19 protein-coding genes are annotated in these 19,937 nt (G+C 74.2%); 8 read left to right on the plus strand and 11 right to left on the minus strand.

Annotation, left to right across the window (positions count from 1 at the left end; all coding sequences use genetic code 11):
- Positions 1–53: 53 nt before the first annotated feature.
- Entirely contained in the window at positions 54–3,107 is a 3,054-nt protein-coding gene (locus ACIGZJ_RS18270) for a protease pro-enzyme activation domain-containing protein (RefSeq protein ID WP_396458149.1), read from the minus strand.
- Between the two features lie 337 nt (positions 3,108–3,444).
- Positions 3,445–4,074 (minus strand): dihydrofolate reductase family protein, encoded by a 630-nt coding sequence (locus ACIGZJ_RS18275; RefSeq protein WP_396458150.1) that lies wholly within the window; start codon positions 4,072–4,074, stop codon positions 3,445–3,447.
- Between the two features lie 270 nt (positions 4,075–4,344).
- Here ACIGZJ_RS18275 and ACIGZJ_RS18280 point away from each other — a divergent pair, with 270 nt between their 5' ends.
- The 3 genes from ACIGZJ_RS18280 to ACIGZJ_RS18290 all read left to right on the plus strand — a co-directional run bounded on the left by ACIGZJ_RS18280 (position 4,345) and on the right by ACIGZJ_RS18290 (position 6,666).
- Entirely contained in the window at positions 4,345–4,716 is a 372-nt protein-coding gene (locus ACIGZJ_RS18280) for a hypothetical protein (RefSeq protein WP_396458151.1), read from the plus strand.
- A gap of 448 nt (positions 4,717–5,164) precedes the next feature.
- Positions 5,165–5,590 (plus strand): SRPBCC family protein, encoded by a 426-nt coding sequence (locus ACIGZJ_RS18285; RefSeq protein ID WP_396458152.1) that lies wholly within the window; start codon positions 5,165–5,167, stop codon positions 5,588–5,590.
- A gap of 71 nt (positions 5,591–5,661) precedes the next feature.
- On the plus strand, positions 5,662–6,666 hold the full coding sequence (locus tag ACIGZJ_RS18290) for a YihY/virulence factor BrkB family protein (RefSeq protein ID WP_396458153.1): 1,005 nt from the start codon (positions 5,662–5,664) through the stop codon (positions 6,664–6,666).
- On the opposite strand, the gene ACIGZJ_RS18295 is transcribed toward ACIGZJ_RS18290, so the two are convergent.
- On the minus strand, positions 6,663–7,820 hold the full coding sequence (locus ACIGZJ_RS18295; protein ID WP_396458154.1) for a mechanosensitive ion channel family protein: 1,158 nt from the start codon (positions 7,818–7,820) through the stop codon (positions 6,663–6,665). The genes ACIGZJ_RS18290 and ACIGZJ_RS18295 overlap by 4 nt on opposite strands.
- Positions 7,821–8,117: 297 nt before the next feature.
- Here ACIGZJ_RS18295 and ACIGZJ_RS18300 point away from each other — a divergent pair, with 297 nt between their 5' ends.
- Positions 8,118–9,059, plus strand: coding sequence for a phosphatidylinositol-specific phospholipase C (locus ACIGZJ_RS18300; RefSeq protein ID WP_396458155.1), 942 nt, complete (start codon positions 8,118–8,120; stop codon positions 9,057–9,059).
- A gap of 19 nt (positions 9,060–9,078) precedes the next feature.
- On the opposite strand, the gene ACIGZJ_RS18305 is transcribed toward ACIGZJ_RS18300, so the two are convergent.
- On the minus strand, positions 9,079–9,939 hold the full coding sequence (locus ACIGZJ_RS18305; protein ID WP_392935098.1) for an ATP-binding protein: 861 nt from the start codon (positions 9,937–9,939) through the stop codon (positions 9,079–9,081).
- A gap of 551 nt (positions 9,940–10,490) precedes the next feature.
- Between ACIGZJ_RS18305 and ACIGZJ_RS18310 the strand changes: the two genes are divergently transcribed.
- Positions 10,491–11,465, plus strand: coding sequence for a hypothetical protein (locus ACIGZJ_RS18310; RefSeq protein ID WP_396458156.1), 975 nt, complete (start codon positions 10,491–10,493; stop codon positions 11,463–11,465).
- Positions 11,462–12,013 (plus strand): GNAT family N-acetyltransferase, encoded by a 552-nt coding sequence (locus ACIGZJ_RS18315; protein ID WP_396458157.1) that lies wholly within the window; start codon positions 11,462–11,464, stop codon positions 12,011–12,013. Before ACIGZJ_RS18310 ends, ACIGZJ_RS18315 begins: the two co-directional genes overlap by 4 nt.
- A 71-nt stretch (positions 12,014–12,084) precedes the next feature.
- Here ACIGZJ_RS18315 and ACIGZJ_RS18320 read toward each other — a convergent pair whose 3' ends face one another.
- From ACIGZJ_RS18320 to ACIGZJ_RS18330, 3 genes are all read right to left on the minus strand, one after another.
- Positions 12,085–12,348, minus strand: a complete 264-nt coding sequence (locus ACIGZJ_RS18320; protein ID WP_396458158.1) for a hypothetical protein — start codon at positions 12,346–12,348, stop codon at positions 12,085–12,087.
- On the minus strand, positions 12,345–12,968 hold the full coding sequence (locus ACIGZJ_RS18325; RefSeq protein ID WP_396458159.1) for a serine/threonine-protein kinase: 624 nt from the start codon (positions 12,966–12,968) through the stop codon (positions 12,345–12,347). The genes ACIGZJ_RS18320 and ACIGZJ_RS18325 overlap by 4 nt, the downstream gene beginning before the upstream one ends.
- A gap of 132 nt (positions 12,969–13,100) precedes the next feature.
- Positions 13,101–13,841 (minus strand): hypothetical protein, encoded by a 741-nt coding sequence (locus tag ACIGZJ_RS18330; RefSeq protein ID WP_396458160.1) that lies wholly within the window; start codon positions 13,839–13,841, stop codon positions 13,101–13,103.
- A 280-nt stretch (positions 13,842–14,121) separates the two neighbouring features.
- Between ACIGZJ_RS18330 and ACIGZJ_RS18335 the strand changes: the two genes are divergently transcribed.
- On the plus strand, positions 14,122–14,532 hold the full coding sequence (locus tag ACIGZJ_RS18335) for a hypothetical protein (RefSeq protein ID WP_396458161.1): 411 nt from the start codon (positions 14,122–14,124) through the stop codon (positions 14,530–14,532).
- 74 nt (positions 14,533–14,606) lie between these two features.
- Positions 14,607–17,087, plus strand: coding sequence for a tetratricopeptide repeat protein (locus ACIGZJ_RS18340; protein WP_396458162.1), 2,481 nt, complete (start codon positions 14,607–14,609; stop codon positions 17,085–17,087).
- A gap of 43 nt (positions 17,088–17,130) precedes the next feature.
- Here the strand turns inward: ACIGZJ_RS18340 and ACIGZJ_RS18345 are convergent, their stop codons facing one another.
- From ACIGZJ_RS18345 to ACIGZJ_RS18360, 4 genes are all read right to left on the minus strand, one after another.
- Positions 17,131–17,892: a hypothetical protein gene (locus ACIGZJ_RS18345; RefSeq protein ID WP_396458163.1), complete on the minus strand. Its 762-nt coding sequence runs from the start codon at positions 17,890–17,892 to the stop codon at positions 17,131–17,133.
- Between the two features lie 251 nt (positions 17,893–18,143).
- Positions 18,144–18,350, minus strand: a complete 207-nt coding sequence (locus ACIGZJ_RS18350) for a hypothetical protein (protein WP_396458164.1) — start codon at positions 18,348–18,350, stop codon at positions 18,144–18,146.
- 275 nt (positions 18,351–18,625) lie between these two features.
- Positions 18,626–19,456: a hypothetical protein gene (locus tag ACIGZJ_RS18355; RefSeq protein ID WP_396458165.1), complete on the minus strand. Its 831-nt coding sequence runs from the start codon at positions 19,454–19,456 to the stop codon at positions 18,626–18,628.
- Between the two features lie 208 nt (positions 19,457–19,664).
- Positions 19,665–19,859, minus strand: a complete 195-nt coding sequence (locus tag ACIGZJ_RS18360) for a hypothetical protein (RefSeq protein WP_396458166.1) — start codon at positions 19,857–19,859, stop codon at positions 19,665–19,667.
- Positions 19,860–19,937: the final 78 nt, after the last annotated feature.

A 19,937-nucleotide genomic window follows, 5' to 3' on the forward strand; every position in this document is an offset into this window, starting at 1 on the left:
GGGCCCGCCGCCGGATCGCTCCGGTGGCGGGCCCTGCGGCCGGGCGGGCCCGGTCAGCTGTAGTAGCCGAGGACGTCGACGATGACGTCCGCGTTGTTCCAGGAGCCGTTGAGGATGTCCAGGGCGCCGTCGGCGCCGACCGGGACGGTCACCATGTTGGCGACGGTCTGCCCGGCCCTCCAGTTGAGGTTGGAGGTGCTGCCGGAGTCCCGGCCCGCGGGCGAGACGGCCAGGTGGCCGTCCTCCAGCGGGTTGGTGACGGTCACGTTGAGGACCACGGCCCCGGCGCCGGACAGCAGTCCGCCCCCGTCCAGGCCGAGCCGGCGGACCTGGCGGCCGGTGAAGGCGCCCTGCGGGGTGCCGAGGCCGAGCCGGCTGTCCATCAGGCGGTGCGGGGCGGTGGTGTGGAAGGCCGCGCCGCCGTCGGCGGTGAGGAAGCCGAACACGTCGGCGACCATCTGGGTGGAGCCCCAGGAGCCGTTGTACAGGCGGATGCCGCCGTCGGCGCCGAGCGGGACGATCACCTGGTTCGGGACGGTCTGCCCGCGGGTCCAGTTGAGGTTGGACGTGACCGGGAGGGTGTCGCCCGAGGGGTAGACGGTCAGGTGGCCCTCCTCCTGGGAGCCGGTGGAGGTCACGTTGAGGACCACGGCCCTGGCGCCGGCGGGGGCGCCGAGCTGCTGGGAGCTCAGCGCCACCTCGCCGTAGGCGCCGACCGGTCCGCCCGAGGTGCGGGTGTCCAGGACGCGGGCCGGGCCGGAGGGCCGGTACGTGGCGCCGTCGGTGGCCGAGGTGTAGTAGCCCTGCACGTCGGCGATCAGGTGCACCCCGCCCCAGGCGCCGTTGTAGAAGGTGACCCTGCCGTCCCTGCCCACGGGGACGGTGACCAGGTTGGGCACGGTCGCGCCGGCGGTCCAGTTGAGGTTGGAGGTGGCCGGGCGGGCGCCGTCCGAGGGGTAGACGGTCAGGTGGCCGTCGGTGGCGGGCGCGGTGGCGGTGACGTTGAGGATCACCGCGGTGACGCCCGTGGCGGGGATGCCCGCGCTGCCGGAGATCAGCAGGGACCGCTCGCCGTAGGCGGCCACCGGGCCGCCGTCGGAGCGGGTGTCCAGCAGGCGGGTGGGACCGGTGGAGCGGTAGGTGCCGGCCGGGCTCTGCGGCAGGGCCGCGCACAGCTCCCGGGTCAGCGCGTCGACCCTCGGGGTGCCGAGGCCGGTGGCCATGTCGTAGCCCGGGGCGGCGGTGTACAGGCCGCCGCTGTAGCCCGAGGCGGTGACGTTGGTGTGGCCGGTGGTGACGTCCTTCAGCGCGTCGGCGCCGAGCCGGTAGAGCAGCGGGTTGAGGTAGCCGACCGGGCCCGAGGCGGCGCAGCGGGCGTCGGCGTTGGCGTGGGCGATGATCGCGGCCCACAGCGGCGCGGCGCCGCTGGTGCCGCCGACGGTGCCCCAGTACTCGGTGCGGTCCTGCGCGTAGATGGAGATCAGGTAGCCGCGGGCGGAGTCGGCGAGCGCGGAGACGTCGGGTACCTGGCGGCAGGTGGAGAGGCCCTGCACCGCGGGGCAGCCGGTGGGGTTGAAGCCCGGCGCGGTGCGCCCGGCCTGGAAGTTGGCCGCGTTGTCGAGCGCCCAGCGGGAGGAGGTGCCGCCGCCGCCGGCGCCGCCGCCGCTGTTCCAGGCCGTCTCCTGCGGGGCGGCGGGGGTGCCGTTGATGGTGGTGCCGCCGATGCCGGTGACGTAGGGCTGGCCGGCCGGGTCGTCGGCGGACAGCCGGGTGTCGGGCCGGGTGGGGTCGCCGCTGAAGCAGCCGGTGGAGCCGTGGTCGCCGGAGGCGGCGACCACGCTCTGGCCCTGGGCGGCGGCCTGCTGGTAGACCAGGTTCGCGGCCTGCTGGTAGGCGTGGTCGGTGCGGTCCTCGCAGGAGCCCCAGCTGACCGACACCACCTGGGCGCGGTTGTCGGCGACGATCTTCTGGTAGACCGCCAGGATGTCGGCCCAGCTGGCCCTGGTGTAGTCCGGGCCCTGGTAGACCAGCACCGAGGCGTTGGGGACGAGGCCGATGATCGTCTCGACGTCGAGTGCGGTCTCCACGCCGACGCTCTGGTAGTTGGCGGGGGTCACCGGGGTGGTGGGGCCGCCGTTGACCTTCACCCGGGAGACGGGGGCGGCGGTGGCGAAGCAGCGCTGGTAGGCGGCGACGGCCGCGTCGCTGTAGTCCTCCAGGGCGAACACCGCGACGGTGGAGCCGGCGCCGCCGCCCGCGAAGGACTTCTGGTAGACGCCCGCCAGGGTGTCGGGGGTGAAGTAGTCCTGGAACTTGTGCCTGCCCTGGGCGGCCTGCCAGTTCTCGATGTCCGCGCACAGTGCGGGCTGGCCGCCGTTGAAGGCCGGGGCCACCGCGGTGGCCGGCTGCTCGGGCGTGACGGCGCCGTGGTCGGTCAGGATGTGGCTGGTGTGCGGGCGCGCCAGGTTGTTCAGGCCGACGACGCCGGCCACCGCGTTCGCGGCCGCGCCGGACAGCCGGGGGGCCTCGGTGTTGGCGTAGGCGGTGGAGCCGTCCGCCAGGCGGTAGCCGCTGAAGCCGGTCGCGAAGGCGCGCTTGGCCTCGCCGACCGTGGTGGCGACCGGGATGGTCAGGCCGTTGGCGTCCGGTGCGCCGGGGTGCAGGCCGGCGTCGGCCAGGGCCCTGGTGACGGAGGCGATGGCGGCCGGGTCCGCGCCGAAGGTCCTGGCGAACTCGCCGGTCTTCAGGTAGTGGCGGTACTGCGGCGAGCCCGGGGTCGAGACCGCGGTGACGAAGCTCTGCAGCGCGCCGGGGTCGCGCGGGTCCAGCGTGATGCTCAGGCTGAGCGGGGTCGAGTCGGCCGGCCCGTCCGCGGGCAGCGCGTCGGCGGGCGCGGTGGGCGCCGCGCCGATCCGGCGCTCCTGCAGGGGCGGGGCGGGCTGTGCGGCGGAGGCGGCGGCGGCCGGGACCGCCAGGCCGAGCAGGACCGCGGTGGCGGCCGCGCCGGCCAGGGCGCCGCGTATGGACCGCCGCGCGGCCCGCCGTCCGGTCCGCCGGGGGTCGGCGGGCGCCGGGGCTCCGCCGGCCCGGCCGGGGGGAATGGCCATCCAGATTCTCCTGATGCGCGTCAAGGACGTGCTGCGGGGGCAGCACACGGGCGCGGTGCGCGCGTCCGCCGGCTGAGAGGGCATCAGCGGGGACGGCCATCAGGAACGAGAACTCGGACATTTCGCCGAAATGCCTTTCGGCGCAGCGCGATTGCCCCCCGTGGCGCCCCGCCGGTCGGCACACCGACGACCGTTTATATCACCGGTGATCGCCGGTTCGACACCGCGTTCCCGTGAACGCCGCGGGGCGGTGGCGGGGTGGTGGCGCGGGACGGCGGGCGGGGGCGGGGCGGGGCGCAGCGGGTCGGCGGCCGGGCGGCGGTTGGTCGGCGGCCGGTCAGCGGCGCACCAGGCGGGCGTGGACGGCGGCCGGGGAGGCGGTCAGCTCGGCGACCCGGTAGCCCTCGACGCCCTCCCCCAGGTTGTCGAGCAGGCGCTCGCCGCGCCCGGCGAGCAGCGGGAGGACGGCCAGGTGCAGCTCGTCCACCAGCCCGGCGCGCAGGTAGCGCTGGATGGTGGCCACCCCGCCGCCCAGGCGCACGTCCCGGCCCTTGGCCGCCTCGAAGGCCCGGTCCAGCACGGTCTCGATCGGCTCGTCGGTGAAGTGGAAGGTCGTCCCGCCCGCCATCGGCAGGTCGGGGCGCAGGTGGTGGGTGTGGACGAACACGTCGTGGTGGAACGGCGGGTCCTCCCCCCACCAGCCCTGCCACGACTCGTCGGGCCAGGGCCCGCGCTGGGGCCCGAACATGTTGCGGCCCATGATCGTGGCGCCGATGTTGTGCTGGGAGCGATCGATCTGGTCGACGTCGATGCCGCTGCGGCCCTCGTCGCGGTCGCGCATCGCGGCGAACATCCAGTCGTGCAGTCCGTCGACGCCGTCGCCGAAGGGGGCGCCCAGGCGCTGGTCGGTGCCGGCGGCGAAGCCGTCCAGGGTCACGGTGAGGTTGTGGACCCTCAGTTCGGGCATGGCCTGCTCCCTTGTGCGTCCCGGGGCCGGGCGGCGGGCCCGGCCGGGGCGGGGTGGTGCCCGCTCCTACCCTTACGTCGGTCGGGGAGCGGCCGGATCGACATCGGCCGTCCGGGGGATCCCGGCGGACGGGCGGTCGGACTGCGCCAGGGTCCGCCAGGGCTGCGCCACGGGGGTGGGGCGCGGACGGGGGGCGCGCAGCGCGCTTCGGGCCACCTCTGGTTGGTTCACGTACCGTGACCCGTCGGAAAGCGACGGGGTTGCACCCCCGTGATCCGAATCCGCCACCTCACCCGGTACGTTCCGAGCCCCCTGTACTCCCTGCGCCTGCTGCGCCCGCCGCGTCTGCTGCGGGTGTCGCGCGGGTGCGCCGCCGCCGTGTCGCGCGCCGTCCGCTCCCTGGCCGCCGGGGTGGAACGCCTCGACGCCCGGGCCGACTGCGCCCTGCGGGTGTGGGCCCGCCCGCACGCCGCCCGGCTGCGCGCCCTGGTGCAGCGCGTCACCGCGGCCAACCGCGACGACGCCCTCACCCGCCACCTGCCCTGCCGCGCCGCCGAACACCCCGGCGCCGACGACCGGTTCGACGGCGGCGACCGGTTCGGCGGCGGCGACCGGTTCGGCGGCGGCGGGGGCGCGGGCTGACCTGCCGCCGCGCAGCCCGGTCCGGACCGCGGCGGCCCGGACCGCGGCGGCTCAGGCCCCGGCGGGCCCGGGCTGCGCCGGGCTGGGGGTGCGCCGGGCTGGGGGTGCGCCGGGCTGGGGGTGGGCCAGGGCTGCAACAGGCTCAGGGCTGCACCGGGCTGAGGGCGGGTTGGATGGGCCAGGCGATCTCCAGGCTGTTCTCGGGGTGGCCCGGCGAGCCGCACCAGCGCCGGTAGATCTCCCGCACCGGCCCGGCGAAGGTGTCGTAGTGCCGCAGAGCGGTGATCGGCAGGCCGCCGGCCTGTGCGGACTGCCCGATCGGCAGCAGATTCGTCCTGTCCGCGCAGGGAACCGTGCCGTCTCGGGTAGCCCGGGAGTCAAGCGGCCCGGGGCGGGCAGACGAGCGGCGACGCGTCCGACCCGGGACGCACCCGGCGAAGGAGGATCCATGTCGCGCACGCAGGAGTCGATCGAGGTGGCGGTGGCCGTGGAGGCCGCGTACGAGCAGTGGTGCCGGGTGTCGGCGTTCCCGCGTTTCATGAGCGGCGTCGAGGAGGTGGTGCCGGGGCCGGCGGGCACGGTGCACTGGGTGGCCCGGGTGGACGGGGTCCAGCGCGAGTTCGTCACCGAGGTCACCGAGCGGATCCCGGGCGAGCGGATCGCCTGGCGCTCGGTGGACGGCGCGGACCAGTGCGGGGTGGCGACCTTCCACGCGCTGGACGGGGGGCGCACCCGGATCATGCTCCAGCTCGACCACACCCCGCACGGCGTGGTCGACCTGATCGGCGACCGGCTGGGGTTCGTCGCCCACCAGGTGCACCGCTGCCTGCAGGACTTCAAGCAGCACGTCGAGCAGCACGACCGGGCCGCCTGAGCGGGGCGCTGAACGGGGCGCGGACGCTGAACGGGGCAGGACCGATGAGAGCCGCCGTCAGAGGAGGGACCATGCCGGCCTTCACCCACCGACACCGCGGCGAGCGGAGCCCGTTGCGCCGGCCCCGGCACCACCCGGGGCCCGGTTCCCCGCGGGCCCACCGACGCGGGTCCGCCCTGCGGCCCCGGTCGTCCGGGCGCGCGGCGCTGCGGCGCGCCGCCCGGGTGCTGCTCGGCGACGAGCTGTTCGACCGGGCGGCCGCCCTCACCTACTACGGGGTGCTGGCGCTCTTCCCCGGCCTGCTGCTGCTGACCGGTCTGCTCGGCCTCGCCGGGCCGTCGCCCGGCGGGCAGGTGGTGGACGGCCTGCGCCGGCTGGCGCCCGGTCCGGCCGGCGAGGTGCTGCGGGAGGGCGTCGGGCAGCTGCAGCAGAACAGCGGCGCGGGCGGGGTGTTCGCGGTGCTGGGCGCGGTCGGGGCGCTCTGGTCGGCCTCCGGCTACGTCGGCGCGTTCATCCGCTTCGCCAACGCCGTCCACGGCGTCCGCGACCGCCGCCCGCTGTGGCGGCTGGCACCGGTACGGCTGGCGCTGACCGCGGTGCTGGTGGTGCTGCTGGCGGCGGGGGTGACGGTCGTGGTCTTCACCGGTCCGATCGCCGAACAAGCCGGCCGGGCGCTCGGTGTGGGGGACTTCGGCCTGACGCTCTGGTCGGTCGCGAAGTGGCCGGGGCTGGTGCTGCTGGCCGCCCTGACGGTCGCGGTGCTCTACCGGGCGGCCGGCGACCCGGCCTCCCGCGGCCGGGGCTGGATCTCCCCGGGCAGCGCGCTGGCGGTCGCCCTCTGGCTGGCCGCCTCGGGCGGCTTCGCGCTCTACGCCGCGTACGTGGACGGCTACGGGCGGATGTACGGCGCCCTGGCCGGGGTGATGGTGTTCCTGGTCTGGCTCTGGCTGACCAACCTGGCGGTGCTGCTGGGCCTGGAGCTCGACACCGAACTCGCCCGCGGGCGGGGCGGCTCCGGGGCTGCCGGCGCCGGGGCTGCCGGCAGCGAGCGGGGTCCTGGAGCGGGTGCGCCCTAGCCTCGCGTCGGCCCGCCCCGGTCCTGCTCCGCCGCCTCCGCCCGGACCGACTCCGCCAGGCCCGCCGCCTCCGCCTGGGCCGCCGCCTCCGCCTGGGCCGCCGCCTCCGCCTGGGCCGCCGCCTCGGCCTGGGCGACGGTGACCCGCGGCAGCGCGTACGGGTGCCGGTCGCGCAGGAAGGCGACCAGGTGCTCGCGGACCGCGCAGCGCAGCTCGAAGGCGAGCTCGGCGTCGGGCGCGGTCATCAGGGCCCGGACCACGATGGTGCTGGGGGTGGTGTCGACCACCTGGAGCGCCCGGCCGGTGCCGTCCCACCGCTCGTCGCCCGCCAGCAGCTTCTCGAACTCGGCCCGCAGCTCCTCGACGGGCGCGCGGTGGTCGAGGTGCAGCAGCACGGTGCCGGTGATCCCCGGGTCCCGCCGGGACCAGTTCTCGAACGGCTTGCCCGCGAAGTACGAGACCGGCATCACGATCCGCCGCTGGTCCCAGGTGGCGATCACCACGGCGGTGAGGGTGATCTCCTCCACTGTGCCCCACTCCCCGGCCACCACCACGACGTCGCCGATCCGCACCATGTCGCCGAAGGCCAGCTGGATCCCGGCGAACAGGTTGGCCAGCGAGGACTGCGCCGCGACGCCCGCCACCAGGCCGAGCAGGCCCGCCGAGGCCAGCAGGCTGGCGCCGACCGCGCGGACCGCCGGAAAGGTCATCAGCGCGGCGGCCAGCGTGAGCACCGCGATCGCCACGTCCGAGATCCGGGCGACCAGGTCGGCCTGGGTCCTGGCCCGGCGCACCCGCCCCGGGTCCCGCCGCCCGGCGGCGTACCTGGTCAGCGCGGACTCGATGAACAGCGAGACCGTCCGCGCGGCCAGCCAGCCCGCGCTGACCAGGACCGCCAGCAGCAGCGCGTGCCGGACCGGCGGCCGGATCCCCGCACCCAGCCCGGCGGCCGGCTCGCAGCCGAGCAGCAGCGCCGCAACGGCCGTCACCAGCGCGGGTATCCGGCAGCGGTGCAGCAGCTGCCACCGGCGGGCGGCGGGCCGGGCGGCCGACAGCCGGCCGACGGCCAGCAGCAGCACCCGGTCCACGGCGAGGACGGCGGCCGGCACGGCGGCCGCCACCAGCAGCGGGCGAAGGACGGTCCAGATCGGCATGGGGGGTTCTCCTCCGGTCACGGGTCGGGATCCGGGTACGCGTCGAGGCCCCGGGAGGGGAGAGCCCGGGGCCCCGACGCCGGGCGCCGGTGGACGGGACGGCGCTGTCCGTCGCCTGCCCGCTGAGGGCTCTTCAAACATCCGCGCGCGTCCCGTACCCGTCCGCTCCCCTTCCCCGGCGCCGCCCGCGGCCGCAACCTCTCGTGTCAGCCGTCTAGGCAGGGCGGGTCCACCTCCCGACAATGGGCATGCCATCCACCACTGTTGACCCATCAGACCCGACAGGGGTACCGATCCGTGTCCGTGACACCGCACTCCCCGACACCCCACGCCCCCCTGAGCAGAAGGGCGTTCACCCGCGCCGCACTGCTCGGCGCCCTCACCGCCGCCGGCCTCGGCGCGGGCGCGCCGCACTCCTTCGCCCGGTCCGCGGCGCCCGCCGTCCCGGCCGGGACGGACTGGCTGGGCGCCGTCGACCCCCAGGCCTACCTGTCACGCCTCACCCTGCCCGGCACCCACGACAGCTGCGCCCTGTACGGCGGCCCGCTGACGCAGACCCAGACCCTCTCCCTGCCCGACCAGTTCGCCGCCGGGGTGCGGTTCCTGGACATCCGCTGCCGCGCCGTCGACGGGGTGCTCGCGATCCACCACGGACCGGTGTTCCAGCAGATCTTCTTCGGCGACGTGCTCAACCACTGCCTGGCCTTCCTCGCGGCCCACCCGGGCGAGAGCGTGGTGATGCGGGTCAAGCAGGAGTACTCGACCGTCTCCGACACCGACTTCGGCTCGCTCTTCGCCGGCTACCAGCAGCGCTGGCCGGGCCTGTTCTGGACCGAGGACCGGATCCCGCGCCTGGGCGAGGTGCGCGGACGGGTGGTGCTGCTGGCCGACAACGGCGGCCTGCCCGGCCTGCGTTGGGGCGGTCCGCACACCGACATCGAGGACGACTACGACATCGGCACCATCTTCGACCTCAACTCCCGCAAGTGGCCCGAGGTCTCCGCCCACCTGGACGCCGCCCGCGCCGCCGGCGACCCGCAGCGGCTGTTCCTCACCTTCACCTCCAGCTCCGGCTGGGGCCTGTGGCCGCGCCAGGCCGCGGACGCGATCACCCCCAAGCTGCGCTCCTACCTCGCCGCCCTCCCCCACCCCACCCGCCCGGTCCTGGGCACCGTCCCCCTCGACTTCGCCACCCCCGACCTCGCCCGCTCCCTCTACTCGCTCAACTTCGGCTCCTGACAGCCCCTTTCACCGGGCGCTAGGAGATCCCCAGCCGCGGCACCGCCCGCATCCGCGATACGCCCACCACATCGGTGAGGACGAGGGCCCGGCGAGCGGCGCGGGACAGTTCGGGGACGGAAACGGGCTCGGACAGCCCGACCTCGGCCCAGACCCGCTTTCCGTCCTCGGTGGCGTCCGCGCCCCAGTGCGCGGCGAGGGCGTCCACCATGAGCAGGCCCCGGCCGCTCTCGCCGCGGTCGTCGCCGAACGCGCCCTCGGGCATGCGGGGCATGCGGCGGGTCAGGTCGTGGACCTCGATCCCCACCCGGGCGCCGTCCGGGGCGAGTCGGAGAACGGCCTCGATCCGGCCGGGCGCACTGTGCCGCACGGCGTTGACGACCAGCTCGTATGCGACGGTCAGCACGTCGTCCAACCCCTCGCCGGTGATCCCCCAGCCCTTGACCGCGCCCCGGAGCACGTCCTTGGCGGGGCCGAGGCACTCCAGCCGGGCCTCCGGGTCGGGGCCGGTCGCGTTGATCGCAACGCGGTGGACCAGCGCGCGCCGCTCCCCGACGGCGGACCGACGGAGGGTGAGCAGCGCGACGCCCTGGCCGTCGAGGTCGGCGGCGAGCCGCCGCCAGGCCTTCGGGCCGTCCGCGACCATGCGGCGGTTCAGGGTGACGACCACGGAGACGGATCCGGCGGCGATCAGCTCGGTGACGCGCCGCCAGCCGGGGCGCTCGGCCCGCGGCAGCAGGACGTCCGCGTCGGTGACGACCTCGGCGACCGCCAGGCCCTCGGCGACGGCACGGGCCTCGCACCACTCGGCACAGAGCCGCAGACCCGTGGGGTCGTCGTCGGTGCAGAGGTAGACGACGGCTGTGGAGGTCTGGCACACGGAAACTCCTGCAGACGGCACGGTCAGGGACACCACCCCGGTCCCCGCGAGCGGGGGTGCCGGGGTCGGATGGCGGCAGCCGCACGGATCCTCCCCGACGGCCGGGCGGCCTTCCGGGCGGCCGCGTTCCAGTCAACGGCAGCGCAAGGCAATGGAGTCAGGAAAAGTCCGGCGATCCGAACCTGCGACGGACCGGAAAACTTGACCTTCCCATTACCCGGGCCCTGCACGCAAGGTGACGGTCACGCTACGTTGAGCACATGCGGGAGAACGTTGCGCTCAGGCGCCTCCTGGACGATCTCGGCCTCACCCAGGCCGAGTTGTCCCGTCGGGTGAATATCGAGATCGGCCGCCTGACAGGAAAGCCGGGCACGGTATCAGAGCGGACCGTCTACAACTGGTTGACAGGCGCGACCCGTTGGCCCCCCGCGAAGCACATGGCCGCCCTCACGGCAGTATTCGGGTGTACTGGTCCAGACCTCGGGTTCACCAGAACCGGCAGGGGCCACCACGCAGCACCCCCGGAGGACGACGTGAGGCGACGAAGGTTCATGACCGCAGTGGTCGGCGCCACCGTGGCAGCCGGCTCATCCGCCGCGGCGCCGCCGCGCGGGATCGGCACCGCCGACATCGAGCGCCTGAACGCCCGCTTCGCCGAGGTGATCGCCAGAGACCATCGGCACGGCGGTCGGCTCAGCATCGAGACGCAGGCCGCCGCACTCGCGGACGAGGCCCTCGCCCTCCAGCAGGCGGGCTCCGCCAGCCAGCGCATCCGTGCCGCCCTGTTCGGCTGTGCAGCCTCCTTCACGTCCTCCGCAATGTGGGCGGCCATCGACGGCCGCCGCTTCGACGCCGCCCGATGCCACCACGAACGCGCGGCGAACCTGGCGGCCATGTCCGGTGACGGAGCCATCCAGTTCCGCATCTGGTCCCACGCGGGAAGCCTGTACCGGCACATGGGGCGCCCCGGCGACGCCCTCGCCGCCAACGACGTCGCCCGCAGCCTGCCGATCGCCCGCCGCGACCCGATGTTCGCCTCCCTCGGCCATGCCCGGCACGCCGCGATCCACGGACTCACCGGCGACACCAACGCGGTACGGCGCTGCATCGGAAGGGCCCAGGAGGCACTCGGCCGCGCCGACCCCGACGCCAATCGTCCCTTCTGGCTCGCCGCCCACTACGACCAGGCCGAACTCGAATCCCTCGCGCTCGCCGCCTACCTCTCCCTGGGCCGCCACGAGGACGCCGAAGCGCACGCCCACCGGAGCCTCGCCCTCCTGCGCCCGCACATGCAGCGGAGCCGGGCGATCACGCAGGCCCGCCTCGCCCGCGCCCAACTCGGCCAGGGGGATGTCGAACCGGCCGTCGCCACCGCCACCGCCGTTCCCATCGGCCTGTCAGCACACCCCCGGGTGGCCGGAATGCTCGACCGCTTCGGCGCCGCCCTGCACGCCCTGGCGCCCGGTAGCGGTCATGCGCAAGCGTGGGACCAGTACACCCGCGACACCCGGAGGACGGCCGTATGACCGGCATGGAGCTACGCCACCACCTGCAGCTGACGGCACCGGTGCGCCAGGCGCTGATCGACCTGTACCGCGACGTCCGGGCGCCGCTGCTCCATCTGCCCAACTACCGCCCGGCCGTGTTCGCGGAACGCCTGGAGCGGCACGGCTGCGAGCCCGGCTTCGAGGCCGTCATCGGCCGCAACCGGGGGCAGGCCGTCGGCTACGCCTACGGCAACACCATCGGTCCCGGGGACCGCTGGTGGAGCCGCATGGACAAGCCCGTGCCCGAGGAGCTGGCCGCGCGGCCCACGCTCGCGCTGAAGGAGATCGGCGTGCGCACCCCCTGGCGCGGCACGGGCACCGCCCGGCGCATCCACGACGAACTGCTGGCCGGGCGCGGCGAGGAGCAGGTGACGCTCATGGTCAACCCGGCCGCCGGCGACGGCAAGGTCCTCGCGCTCTACGAGGCGTGGGGGTACGAGGCCGTCAACGAGGTCCGGCCGAACCCCGAGGCCCCGCCGCTGATCGCGATGCTCCGGCCGATCCGCCCCGAAGGGAGCCGACCGTGACCGACGACCTCTCCGCGGTGGCGAGGTTCCTCTTCGAAGCCGGGACGCTCAAGCAGACCGAGGGCGACACCTCACGCGCCGACGGCAGCCTGCAGCTCTTCCACGAATTCCCGGCAGGAGCCGTAGCGGTCGCCGGGGTCCTCGGCCAGAGCAGTCCGCATCACGTCATCGGCATGCGGCGTGATCCCGGGAACCCTCCGGGACAGGGGAGGCCGCTCATCGTACTGGTGCGCCCGCATGAGTGCCGCGTCCTCGTCGCAGGGGAAGACCGGATCGCCAGCGACGGCTTCGTAGACAACGCAGGCGAGGGCGTAGAGGTCGGTGGCCCCGGTCACCGGACGGCCGGACAGCTGCTCCGGCGCCGTACAGCCGAGCGCGCCCGCGAACGGACCGCGCGAGTGAAGTCCTCCGTCAGTGTCCGTATGTCGATTCCGAAGTCCGTGAGGTAGGCGTACTGCGGACGCTCCTCGTCGGTGGTTCTGATGACGAGGATGCTGCCGGGATTGACGCCACCGTGGACCACGCCGTGCGCATGCGCGGAGTCCAGAGCCGACGCGACCTGCCCGGCGATACGCACCGCACCGTCCACCGAAAGCGTTCCGTCCTGGGCCAGTAATTCCCTCAGGCTGGGCCCGGCGACGTAGCGCATGGCTATGTACAGAAATCCATCGGCTTCTCCCGCTTCCATGACCGGCACGATATGCGGGTGGTCGATCTCGGCGGCGATTCGACTATCGCGCACAAAGCGCCGGCGAAACGCCTCGTCACGCCCCAATTCCGGCGCCAGAAGTTTCACCGCCAGAGTACGGCCCAGCCTCAGGTCCGTCGCCCGATATACCGTCCCCGTCCTTCCACGGCCGATCTCGTTCTCCAGCTCATAGCCTGCAATACGCGTTCGACTCGGAATGGAAGGGCGGCCTTCGTGCGGTTCGTTGTGTTCCGGAGTTCGCTCCATCGGTCACCACCTCACCGGGCCACGGATTGCGCGGTCCCCATTTTATCCGGCAGGCGACCGGCACGCCTGCCGCCACCCGCCTCGCCAACGTGAGGCCGTCGACCGGCCGGGAGTGCGGGCGCGAGTCTGCTATCACGGGCGGTTCAACCGGAATCGGCGCTTCTGCGGGAAGCGCTCCTGCTCGGGGTCCAGGAAGTCGATCAAGTCCATCAGGGCCACCTGCAGCTCCACCAGGCGCGGGTGCCGCCCCTCGAGCGAAGCCACTGCCGCGATGCTGCCGGACAGGCGCGCGAACCAGGCGGCGAACCCCGGGTCGGATTCCAGTCGTGTGCAGAACTCCGCGTACCCGATGCAGCTGTCGGCGCCTTCCCCCTCCTTGATGACGAGTTCCCCGACGGCCCTCTGATCGCTGCGGAACAACTGGAAGTGCCGATCCGGATAGGCGTCATCATTCAGAATGGTACCGATGCGCGCAAGCAGCGCCACAATTCGCCGGTTCGCCTCTTTGTTGCCGAGGTCGAGGAAGCTGATGCGGCGCCTGAGGATCTCAACCCATCCCAGGTACTCGGCGAGCACGTGCAGAGTGCTGCGCACCGCGTACAGCCGGTCTTCAGGATGCACGAAGTACACCCTCAGAAACCCCTGGCCGGCGATGCTGTAGAGGCGGGACTGGAAATCGAAGGCGGCCCAGAGCAGGGGGTCGCGAAAACTGCTCATCGTGTCCTGCCGCTCCAGCATGCGATCGCGTTCAGCGGCCTGTCGATCCAGATCCTCCTTGAGGAACGAATTCCTCCTGTTCGCCCGGGAGCTGTAGGCCACGCTCACCAGGGCCACCGCACCGGAAAGGGAGGCGACAACCAGCTCCGTGTTCATGGCATCGCGCCGGACGAAGTCGAGGTGGAGGACCAGCCAGAGATTCTGCGCATCGGAACCTCTGGCTACCCGGGACTGCCGCCGGTGCAAACAAGCCTTGGGCCGAACGAAGGAGGTCGATCGGCCCGGCCGCGGCCGCCTCGGTACCGGCTCCCCGCCTGCCCGACCGCCGTCGGAGACCAACGGCGGCGGTGCGTTGTGCTCTACCGTGGTGGCCTCGTAGAGGCGGGCCGGGGTCTGAAGTCGCCCCGGTGGCAGGGCTGGTGGAGAGGTGGCGGCGGTGCGGCGCAGGCGTGTGGTGGCGTGGGTGGGCGCGGGGGTGAGCTGCGCGGTGGCGCTGGGGCTCGGCGCGGTGGCGCTCTGGGTGGATCTGGACACCGCCGACCGCACCGCCAGCGTGATCGGGGCGGTCATCGGTGTCGTCGGGCTCGCCGTCGCCGCGTACGCACTGGTCCGCCCGGCGGACGGGGCCCCGGCGGTGAAGGCCTCCGGGAGGAACTCCGTCGCCGCCGGCGGCAGCATCCAGCGCGTCGTCACCGGCAGCAACAACCGCCTCACCTCGCCGGTGGCCCCCGCTCCCGCGGCCCCCGCCGGGCCCGGCGCCGGGTCGGTCGAGGCGAGCGGCGAGGGGGCCGTCGCGGCCGGCGGCGGCATCACCGAGGCGGTCACCGGCGACGGGAACACCCTGTGATCCGGGGGCTGCGGCCCCGGCCCCAGCCCCGGCCCCCGTCGCCCCCGGGACAAGGACCCGCCGCCGCCCCGCAGGTGCGTGCCTCGGGCGAGCGGGCGGTGGCGGCCGGGGGCGCCATCGAGACGGCGCTGACCGGCGACGGGAACACCTACGTCCGCAGCCAGTTCGTGCTGAACACACCGGGCCCGCCCGGTCCCGGATGGCCGCGCGAGCGCGGGGAGCCGCTGCAGATCGGGCTGGTGCCCGCGGTCGCGGACGCCTTCCAGGAGCGCGACCTCCGACGCTTCCCCGGAGCCGGAACCGGAGCCGGAGCCGCTACCGGAGCGGGAGACGGCGCGACCGGAGGGTCCTGCCACGTGCTCGCGGGCATGGGCGGCGTCGGCAAGAGCCAGCTCGCCGCCCGCCACGCCCACCGGATGCTGCAGGAGGGCGCCCTGGACCTGGTGGTGTGGGTGAACGCCACCAGCCGCCCGGAGGTCCTCAACGCCTACCGGGCGGCGGCACGGGCCACCGTGGACCCCGACCGCGCCGACCCCGAGCTGTTCCTGGCCTGGCTGGGCACGACCGGCCGGCGCTGGCTGGTCGTCCTGGACGACCTCCGCGACCCGGCCGACCTGGTCCGCCTGTGGCCGCCGCGGCGCGACAACGGGCAGGTCGTCGTCACGACCCGCAGCCGCGTCCCCGCCCTGCGCACCTCCACCCGCCGACTGATCGAGGTGGGCCCGTTCGACGCGGACCAGTCCGCGGCGTACCTCGCCCGCCGGTTCGAGACGCACGGCATACCGCAGCCGCCCGCGGAACTCGCCGCCCTGGCCGACGAGCTCGGGCACCTCCCGCTCGCCCTGGCGCAGGCCGCGTCCTACGTCACCGACCTCTCCGACACCGGCCTGACGGCCGCCCGCTACCGGGAACTCCTCAGCAGGGGGCGCCCGCTGGCCGAACTCGCCCCCGACCCCGGCGCCCTGCCCGACGACCAGGAGGCGACCCTCGCCGCGGTCCTCGCGCTGTCCCTGAAGCACGCGGACCGGCACACCGGCGGCCTGGCCACACCGCTCCTGCAGTTCACCAGCCTCCTGGACCCGGCCGGCGTGCCCGACACCGTCCTCACGTCCTGGCCCGCGCAGTTCTACCTCACCGTGGCCCGCGGCGACCCGGACGCCTCGGGGCGGATGGTCGGCGATGGCGACGTCCAGGCCGCCCTGCGCACCCTGAGCCGGCTCAGCCTCGTGAACCGCTCCCCCCGACGGCTCCCCACCGGTACGCCCGGTGAGGGCGGCGGTGGACTGATCGCCGTACACGCGCTCACCCAGCGCGCCGCCTACGACACCGTCCCCCCACGACGGCGCGGCGCACTGGCGCGCGCGGCCGGCGGCGCCCTCCTCGACGCGTGGCCGGAGCAGGGATGCGACCCCGACCTCGCCGCGGTCCTGCTGTCGAGTGCGCTCCTGTTGCAGGACGCCGCCCCGGACGACCTCTGGGATCCCGACCACGAGCCCCGCTTCCTGCTCCTGGCGGGCCAGAGCCTCGGCGAGCTCGGGCAGGCCGCCGCGGCCGTCCGCCACTTCGACGGCCTCCGGTCGACGGCCGAGCGGCACTGGGGCGCGGACGACCCCTTCACCCTGAGCGCACGCGCCGCCCGGGCCTTCTGGCGCGGCGAGGCCGGGGACCACGCCGGTGCGGCGCGCGAGCTCGCCGCGCTGCTGCCGGACCGGATCCGGGCACTCGGAGCGGACCACCCCAACACCCTGGTCACCCGCCAGAACCACGCCCGCTGCCTGGGCGAGTCCGGAGACGTGTGGGAGGCCGTCCGGCTGCTGGAGGAGCTCCTCCCCGACCAACTGGCCGCCGTGGGCCCCGACGACCCCCAGGTGTTCACCACCCGCAACCTCCTTGCCAGTTGGGCGGACGACGAGGGCGAGGCACTCGACCTCAACCTGGAACTCCTCGTGGACGAGATCCGCGTGTTCGGCCGCGACCACCCCCACGTCCTGACCACCCGGGAGAACATCGCCCACTACACGAGCCGCCTGGGCACCCCCGAGGAGGCCGTCGCGGCGTTCGAGGAGCTGTACGGGCACCAGGCCCGCGTCCTGGGCCCCGGCCACCCCGACCTCGCCGGCACCCGCACCGAACTCGCCCTGCTCGCCGGCGACCTCCAGGCCGCGGCCACCGCGTTCGGCGAACTCCTGGCCCACCGCACGGACACCCTCGGCCACGACCACCCGCTCACCCTGGCCGCCCGCCACAAGGCCATCGGCCTGCGGGCGCAGCTCCCGACGACACCGTCGGACTCGACCCTCGCCGCCTACCGGGCCCTGCTGCCCGACATGCACCGCGTGCTCGGAGCGGACCACCCGAACACCCTGATCACCCGGCACGACCTCGCCCACACCCGCCACGAGGCCGGCGACACCCCGGGGGCCGTCGCCGAGCTGCGCGAACTCCTCGACCACATCAGGGGGATCTCCACCCCCGACCACCTGCTCGTCGGCGTCCTGTGCACGCTGAAGGACCTGAAAGACCTGGAGGACAAGGCCTCCGTCGGCGCCTCCTGACGCCCTCGCGCCGGATCGGGCGCGAGGGCGTCAGGAGGCCCGGTCAGCCCGCGGGGGCCGGGCGCAGGGGGCCCGGCCAGGCGTCGGCCGCGGTGTGGTAGCACAGGGCCTCATGGTCGCCGCCCAGCCACCAGCCGACGGCCTGCGGGTAGTTGTAGCCGCTCACGGCGGGGCGAGACGGAGCCGGGCCGCTCGGGGACGCCTCGGTGTCCCGGGCCGCGCACAGGCGCTCGGCGGCCTCGTCGACGGCGGCCTCGCCGGGATAGGCGATGCCTCCCGGGATGCGGACCACCGCGTAGATCTCCGTGTGGTGCGGCTGCCCGCAGGGGACGACGTCGTAGTGGCCCGGCTCCTCCTCCAGGAAGCGGAGGTCGTCGGTGAGGCAGTCTCCCTGGCGCAGGTACCAGGGGCCGGCCCGGCCGGCCTGCGCGGGACGGCCGTCGGCGCCGCGCTCCGGGCCGGACTCGAGTTCATGGACGACGAGCAGGGCGATCCCGGCCACCACGGCGGTCGCCACGAGCCACAGGAAGGAGAGCAGGAGTCCGGCGATCGCCAGGCCGACCCCGCGCTGGCGCAGGCGCGAGATGCGGCGCAGCGCGACGAGGGCAAGGGTGCCGGAGACCAGCCACAGGGGGGCGAGGAAGCCGAGCAGGCCGAGGACGAACGCGGTGATGCCCAGGCGGCTCCAGTGCTGGGGCAGGCGCTGGGCCGCGGGGCGCTGCGGGTGCGTGCCGGGGGCGGGGGGTGCGAAGGGGTCGGCGGGGGGTGCGGTGCTGGTGGCTGCGTCGTCGGCACGGTGGGGCACGGGTGGTTCCTCAGGGGCACGGCGTGGGGGCGCGACCGCCTTGGACGGGCCGCCGGGCGAATATAGCGGATCATGTGACCGCCGATGATCACCGATCCTGCGCACCTTTCCCGACGGTTCGACACACCCCGCTTCGGCCCGTCACGGTGCGGCCTACCCCGGCACGGTGGGCGCAGGTGCGGCGGGCGCGGGCGGACGGGCCGGTGCCGCCGCGGGGCGGCGCCGGCCCGTCCACGGGAGCCGGGTGGCGGTCACCAGTACGTGATGCAGATGCAGCTGGCGCCGAACCAGTCGTCGGCCAGGCAGCCGCAGTGGCCGGTGGTCACCTCGACGCCGTGGGCGGCGGGGGTCACCTTCTGGCTCGTGGGGCGGTCGGCGGCCTGCGCGGGGGTGCCGTAGGGGGTGGACGGCCGCGGCAGTGCGGCCTCGGCAGTGAACTTCGGGGCGTTCATGATCATCGCCTGACCGTGGACTTGACGATCTCGGGCGGCAGCGAGCCGCAGCACGGACAGCCTTCGGCCGTGATGCACACGCAGTTCGGGATGCACTTTCCGTTTCCGTCGCCGAACGGGGCCAGTTGCGGCAGGACGCTCAGGGGCACCGCGCACCCGATCGGCTGGCGGCCGAGGCCGTAGCGGCCCCGGGCGGGCGCGAGTGATTTCTCTCCGGTGAAGCCCGGCAGTACGGGTTGCCGTGACATGTTGTCGTCACCGATCCTTCCTGATTCGGTGCGTCATCTCGTGACGTAGGGTGCGAGCTTGCTGACCAGGAACGGGAACTTCTCGGTCACGTCGACCCGGACGTAGTACTTGTCGACCACGTCGGTGGCCCGGTCGCGGTAGGCGAGGACGACGTCCACCAGACGGCGGCCGGCACCCAGCCGGGAGGCGTCGACCTCCACCGCGCTCAGCGGGGCGTTCTCGGCCAGCCGGCGGGCGGTGACGTGGTAGATCGCCGGGTAGCGCACCGACAGGTAGTTGAGCGCCCGGTGCTCGTCCGTCGCACCGGCGTTGTCGGCCAGCTGCACGACGTGCAGGAACAGGTCCTTGGCCACCGGCTCGAACTGGTCGGCGTCGAAGCCCTCGGCCGGGGGGATCGACCTGATGAGGGAGTCCGCGTCGAAGCAGTAGAGCTGGTCGAAGAGGCAGATCGGCAGCGTCAGGCCGTTGCACATCTCCGGTGGTGCGACCGGGCCGAGGGTGCCGATGACGACGTCGACATCGGCGTCGGTGAGGTGTTCGGCCGCTCTGAGGGACTTGATGAGCAGTTTGAAGTCGGCGGGGTCGCGGGGGCGCAGGAGGTAGGTCTCCAGCCCCTCCACCGTGAGGACCCAGCACATCTCCCGGGCCAGGTAGCGGTTCTCGCGGCGGGCGAGGAGGCTGCGGACGGCCTCGCGGTCCGTCAGGCCGGCGGCCTTGGAGCGTCCGGCCAGCTGGGCCCACTCCTTCTCGACGCCCAGGGTCGGGAAGCGGGGTTCGATCCGCCCGAGGGCGTAGACGTGGTTGGCCGCGGCCTGCGGGCCCGGCATGGCCTGGGCGGGGGCCGGGTCCTGAGCCGGGGCCACCTGGGCCCGGTCCTGCACCGGGTCCTGGGGCGGGGGCGCCGGGGGCGGGTAGGGGTCCGGCGCCCGGGTCTGGGCTTGGACTTGGGCCGGGGCCTGGGTGGCGGTCGGATCGCCGCTCGGCGGAACCTGCAGGCTTTCCCGGTCTTCTCTCGGCTCTTCCATGGTCACCCTCCGCGTTCCCGCTGTGGTGCGTGCTCGTGGGATCCGGTCAATCGCGGCGGCCGGAGACGACCATGCGGCGATTGAGCGCCTCGGCCCGCCGCAGGCATCCTCCGCAGGGCCTGATGCCCAGGGTGGAGGTCGCGCGCCTGACGACGTCGCCCAGGCCGATGTCCTCGTCGGAGACGAATCCGGGCAGGCGGACCCGGACCGGCGGGCGCTGCGCCCGCTTCTGCTTGGCCATCGCTGTCACCTCACCTCTCTCGCTGTCGGTCGGCTTTCGCTTCGGTCGCCTCCTGCTTCCTGCTGTCGGTGGTCTCGG

The sequence above is a fragment of the Kitasatospora sp. NPDC052868 genome (genome assembly GCF_044547105.1).
Classification (GTDB): Bacteria; Actinomycetota; Actinomycetes; order Streptomycetales; family Streptomycetaceae; genus Kitasatospora.

Excerpts from the sequence above, each read along its gene's own strand:
- ACIGZJ_RS18325 (WP_396458159.1), bottom strand. The coding sequence starts at position 12,968 with ATGGAGCGAACTCCGGAACACAACGAACCGCACGAAGGCCGCCCTTCC.
- ACIGZJ_RS18295 (WP_396458154.1), bottom strand. The coding sequence starts at position 7,820 with ATGCCGATCTGGACCGTCCTTCGCCCGCTGCTGGTGGCGGCCGCCGTG.
- ACIGZJ_RS18360 (WP_396458166.1), bottom strand. The coding sequence starts at position 19,859 with ATGGCCAAGCAGAAGCGGGCGCAGCGCCCGCCGGTCCGGGTCCGCCTG.
- ACIGZJ_RS18350 (WP_396458164.1), bottom strand. The coding sequence starts at position 18,350 with ATGATCATGAACGCCCCGAAGTTCACTGCCGAGGCCGCACTGCCGCGG.
- ACIGZJ_RS18270 (WP_396458149.1), bottom strand. The coding sequence starts at position 3,107 with ATGGCCATTCCCCCCGGCCGGGCCGGCGGAGCCCCGGCGCCCGCCGAC.
- ACIGZJ_RS18285 (WP_396458152.1), top strand. The coding sequence starts at position 5,165 with ATGTCGCGCACGCAGGAGTCGATCGAGGTGGCGGTGGCCGTGGAGGCC.
- ACIGZJ_RS18290 (WP_396458153.1), top strand. The coding sequence starts at position 5,662 with ATGCCGGCCTTCACCCACCGACACCGCGGCGAGCGGAGCCCGTTGCGC.
- ACIGZJ_RS18310 (WP_396458156.1), top strand. The coding sequence starts at position 10,491 with ATGACCGCAGTGGTCGGCGCCACCGTGGCAGCCGGCTCATCCGCCGCG.
- ACIGZJ_RS18330 (WP_396458160.1), bottom strand. The coding sequence starts at position 13,841 with ATGAACACGGAGCTGGTTGTCGCCTCCCTTTCCGGTGCGGTGGCCCTG.
- ACIGZJ_RS18315 (WP_396458157.1), top strand. The coding sequence starts at position 11,462 with ATGACCGGCATGGAGCTACGCCACCACCTGCAGCTGACGGCACCGGTG.
- ACIGZJ_RS18275 (WP_396458150.1), bottom strand. The coding sequence starts at position 4,074 with ATGCCCGAACTGAGGGTCCACAACCTCACCGTGACCCTGGACGGCTTC.